This window comes from Streptomyces tricolor, assembly GCF_002155905.1.
GTDB lineage: Bacteria > Actinomycetota > Actinomycetes > Streptomycetales > Streptomycetaceae > Streptomyces > Streptomyces tricolor.
Map to the genome: position 1 here is coordinate 1 of NZ_MUMF01000253.1, position 4,548 is coordinate 4,548.

The 4,548-nt window shown below is 73.7% G+C and carries 4 protein-coding genes; 2 read left to right on the forward strand and 2 right to left on the reverse strand.

Going from position 1 to position 4,548, the window contains the following annotated elements:
• Both CCN44_RS18825 and CCN44_RS18830 read left to right on the forward strand, forming a co-directional pair.
• Positions 1-1,562: TIGR03767 family metallophosphoesterase (locus tag CCN44_RS18825; RefSeq protein ID WP_086698339.1), on the forward strand; the 1,562-nt coding region annotated here is incomplete at its 5' end.
• Between the two features lie 97 nt (positions 1,563-1,659).
• Complete coding sequence (locus CCN44_RS18830; protein WP_189397204.1) at positions 1,660-2,790, forward strand: serine hydrolase domain-containing protein; 1,131 nt, start codon at positions 1,660-1,662, stop codon at positions 2,788-2,790.
• Positions 2,791-2,802: 12 nt separating this feature from the next.
• On the opposite strand, the gene CCN44_RS18835 is transcribed toward CCN44_RS18830, so the two are convergent.
• Together CCN44_RS18835 and CCN44_RS18840 are read right to left on the reverse strand one after the other, a co-directional pair.
• Positions 2,803-3,612, reverse strand: coding sequence for an SGNH/GDSL hydrolase family protein (locus CCN44_RS18835; RefSeq protein ID WP_189397205.1), 810 nt, complete (start codon positions 3,610-3,612; stop codon positions 2,803-2,805).
• 108 nt (positions 3,613-3,720) lie between these two features.
• The coding region (locus tag CCN44_RS18840) for a hypothetical protein (protein ID WP_086698340.1) at positions 3,721-4,548 on the reverse strand (828 nt) is incomplete at its 5' end.

Genomic DNA, 4,548 nt, shown 5'->3' on the forward strand with positions numbered 1-4,548 from the left:
CCCCCTACACCAAGGGCACCACCCTCGCCTCCGTCGCCGCCCCGCGGAACGGTTCCGGCTACCGCCGCCTCGGCGACGGCCCCGGCTGGAAGCGGGTCGTGCGCGCCGAGCTGGCGGCACCGCAGTCCGGCCGGGCCGGCCGCCGCACCACGCTGGCCGCGTTCGTGCAGTTCACCGACCTGCACCTGATGGACGTCCAGCACCCGCTGCGCCTGGAGTACCTGCGCGCCCACGACGTGCACGCCTGGCGCCCGCACGAGGCGCTCACCGTGCCCGGCGCGATCTCCCTCGTGGAGCGGGTCAACGCGCTGCGCGGCGCCCCCGTCACCGGCGCCCCCCTGCGCTTCGTGATGACCACCGGCGACAACACCGACAACAACGCCCACTCCGAGCTGGAGTGGTTCATGAAGGTGATGAGCGGCGGCCGGATCACCCCCAACTCCGGGGACCCGCGGCACTACGAGGGCGTGCAGAACAGCGGTCTGAAGCTGTACTGGCAGCCCGGCTCCGCCACCCGCGACCAGGACAAGGCGCTCGGCTTCCCGCACCTGAAGGACTTCCTCGCCGCCGCGATCCGCGAGGTGCGCAGCCCCGGCCTCCGCCTGCCCTGGTACTCCACCGTCGGCAACCACGACTCCCTCCCGCTGGGCTGCTACGGCTCCCACGGCGACCGCCACCTCGCCGAGGCGGCCATCGGCGGCAGGAAGCTGATGAGCGTCTCCGCCGCCGACGCCAAGAAGCTCCAGGACACCATCAAGAAGGCCAAGGACCCCCGGGGCACCGGCTACCGCGACTTCCTCAAGGCCCACGCCCGCTCGATGCGCCCGGTCACCCCGGACGAGAAGCGGGCCCCGTACACCCAGGCCGACTATCTGAAGGCCCACCTGGACCCCGCCCACCAGGGCCGCGGCCCGGTCGGCCACGGCTACTCCTCGGCGAACCTGGACACGGGCACCCAGTACTACGCCTTCCGCGTCTCCGACGACGTCATCGGCATCAGCCTCGACACCACCGACGCCGGCGGCCACTACGAGGGCTCCATCGGCACCGCCCAGCTGAAGTGGCTGGACCGGACGCTGAAGGCCAACAAGGACTCCTACGCCGTCGTCTTCAGCCACCACACCAGCAAGACCATGACCAACACCCGGCCCGACCCGGCCCGCCCCGGCGAGAAGCGGCACGACGGCGCCGCGGTGGTCTCCGTGCTGTCCGCCCACGCCAACGTCCTGGCCTGGGTGAACGGCCACATCCACAAGAACGTCATCACCCCGCACCGGGCCTCCGGCGGGCGCTCCTTCTGGGAGATCTCCACGGCCTCGCACGTCGACTTCCCGCAGCTCGCCCGGATCATCGAGCTGGTCGACAACAAGGACGGCACGGTCTCCCTGTTCACCACGCTGATCGAGTCCGCCGCCCCGCACCGCACCGACTACGCCGACCTCTCCCAGACCGGCCTCGCCGCCCTGTACCGCGAGCTGTCGTACAACGCGCCCGGCGCCAACCGGACCCTCGCCGGCGGCGCGGCCGACCGGAACACCGAGCTGGTGCTCAAGAAGGGCTGAAAGTCACTCAACCGGCCTACACCGCGGCAACCTTCGCGCACCGTACCGGGTCCCTCCCCCCGACCGCACCGCACACACCACTGGTATGGGGGAAGACATGCGCGCACGTACGGCCCTGGTGGGGACCACCGCCCTGCTCCTGTCGGCGGCCCTCGCGGCCCCGGCCGTGGCGGCCGGCCCCGCACCCGCCCGCCACGAGCACACCCGCGAGGCCGTCGAGGCGGCGGTCGCGGCCGGCGTACCCGGCGCGACCGCCACCGTACGGGACACCCACGGCAGCTGGTCCGCCGCCGCCGGCGTGGGCGACACCCGCACGGGCAAGCCGCGCTCGGCCGCCGACCGCTACCGCGTCGCCAGCATCACCAAGACCTTCGTCGCCACCGTCCTGCTCCAGCTGGAGGCGGAGGGCCGGCTCTCGCTGGACGACTCGGTGGAGCGGTGGCTGCCCGGCGTGGTCCGCGGCCACGGCCACGACGGCCGCGGGATCACCCTGCGGCAGCTGCTGAACCACACCAGCGGCGTCCACGACTATCTCGCCGACCCCGACTTCCGCCGCGCCTACTTCACCCCTGAGGGCTTCCTCCGGCACCGCTACGACACCCTCACCCCCCAGGAGCTGGTGGACTTCGCGCTGCGGCACGAGCCGGACTTCGCGCCGGGCACCTCCTGGCGGTACTCCAACACCAACTACGTCCTGGCCGGCATGGTGATCGAGAAGGCGACGGGACGCTCGTACGCCACCGAGATCTCCCGCCGCATCATCGGCCCCCTGCGCCTGGAGGCCACCTCCGTGCCCGGCACGCGGGTCACCCTCCCGCGGCCGAGCGGCAGGGCGTACTCGACGTTCAAGGTCCCCGGCGGCCGGGTGTACGACGTCACGGCCCTCAACCCGTCCCTGGCCTCCTCCTCCGGCGAGATGATCTCCAACTCCGCCGACCTGTCCCGCTTCTACGGTGCCCTCCTCGGCGGCCGGCTGCTCCCGGCGCGGCAGCTGAAGGAGATGAAGACCACCGTGGCCACCGGGATCGCACCCGGTGTGCGGTACGGCCTCGGCCTCATGGACACCCGGCTGAGCTGCGGCGTCCATGTCTGGGGCCACAACGGCGGGATCCACGGCTCGGCCTCCGACGCGGCGACGACGGCGGACGGCCGGCACTCCCTGGCGGTCAACTTCAACGGGGACTGGGCCGGGGACACGCAGGAGGTGGTCGAGGCGGAGTTCTGCTAGCCACCAGGGCGGTCAGGACACCCGGCTGAGGACCGGGAGGTAGCCGAGGGACTGCCCCGGTGCCGTGGGGTGGTACGACTCCGTGATCGCCAGCACGTCGACGCTGCGCAGCCAGGGCCGGGCGGAACAGATCTCGTGGCCGGCGAAGGCGGCGGTGACGTCGGCGAAGGTGAACCCGTGGGCGGCGGCGCGCCGGGCGATCACGGCGTTGAGGTGGTCCACGGCGTCGTTCAGGTCGGCGCGCTCGCTGTCCCCGAGGCCCAGTCGGCAGGCGCCCTGGAGGTGGTACAGGTGCGGGTAGCCGAGCACCACGACACGGGCGGCGGGAGCCCGGTTCCGGATGGCCGTGTAGAGACGGTCGAGGTTCGCCGCGAGGGAGCCGTCCATGGTGGTGCGGGCCCGGGACAGGGCGGACCGGCACCCGCCGGTGCCGCCCAGCGCACAGGTCGCCAGGACGCCGACGAAGCCCGTGTCGCTGCCGCCGACGGTGAGGGTGACCAGGCCGGTGCGCGGGCTGAGGTGGCCGAGCTGCTCGGTCAGGACCTCGTCCACGCCGGCGCCGTTGCACGCGGCGAAGCTGAAGGACGCGGGCGCGTGGGCCTCGGCCCACAGCACGGGGTACGCCCGGCTGCTGCGCTTGCACTCCTTGCCGGAGGCCAGGTAGTCGCCGGCTCCGACCCCGGAGGAGTAGGAGTCGCCGAGGGCGACATAGCCGGTGGCCGCGGTCCGCGGTGCCACCTGGGCCGTCGCGGGGCCGGCGAACGCGCAGGCGGCGGCGAGGAGGAGGGAGCACGCGCCGGCCGCTATTCGGGACTGTCTCATGACTCTCCTCTACCGCCGCCGGCTCCCGCCCCGCCCGCTCTGTTCGTCCGTTCCGGTGAGTCCTCACCCGGACGGCGCAGGAGAACAGGAAGAGCGGGCGGCCCGCCGCTACCGGGGCAGCACCACGACGTACGCGGCCGGGTCGCGGTCCGCGGACGCCATCAGCGCGGTCCGCACCACCGTCGCCTGCTGCTCCAGGGAGTCCCGGAGCTTCCTCGGCGTGAGGTGCACGACCGTGATGCCGAGGCGCTCCAGGTGCTCGCGCTTGCGGGCGTACTCCGACCACAGGGCGTCGTCGTCCTGCCGGGGCGCGCGGGTGTCGAGTTCGACGGCGACCGCATGGTCCGGCCAGTAGGCGTCCAGGCCGCCGAGGTGCGGGCCGCCGGGCAGGCGCAGGTCGACGTTCCACACCGGGTCGGGCAGGCCGTACTCGCGGACCATCCGGTAGAGGCGGTCCTCGGCGATCGAGCGGCCCTCGGCGAGCAGCGCGTCCACCGCGTCGACCACGTGCGGGCGGTCCAGCAGCCGGGCCCGGGTCAGCTCCCGGACCACGGCCGCCGGTTCGCAGTGGCCGCCGCGCACCGCCTCGGTCAGCAGCCGCCGTACCGCCTCCGCGTCCGTCAGCTCGGCCACCGCGTCCGCCAGCGCCCGCGGCACCGGCGCCACCGGCAGGCCCGCCACCGGGTGTGCGACGGGCAGGGCGGGGGTGCGCAGGACGCGGACGTAGCCGGTGGAGCGCAGCCGGCGCTGGCGGGGGACGAGGACGTCGACGTGGTCCAGGTCGGACAGCGGCGGGGTGGCCGAGAAACCGTGCAGGGTCAGCGCCGCGAGGCCGGTGAGCACCGCCTCCGCGTACTGCGGTGGCCGGTGCGGGCTGTCGGCCGTGGGCTGGGCCGGGACGCCGGGCTCCGCCGTGCGGGCCGTGTACAGCAGGGC

Bases quoted from the DNA above. Each gene is read 5' to 3' on its own strand.
- CCN44_RS18830 (WP_189397204.1), top strand. From the start codon at position 1,660: ATGCGCGCACGTACGGCCCTGGTGGGGACCACCGCCCTGCTCCTGTCG.
- CCN44_RS18835 (WP_189397205.1), bottom strand. From the start codon at position 3,612: ATGAGACAGTCCCGAATAGCGGCCGGCGCGTGCTCCCTCCTCCTCGCC.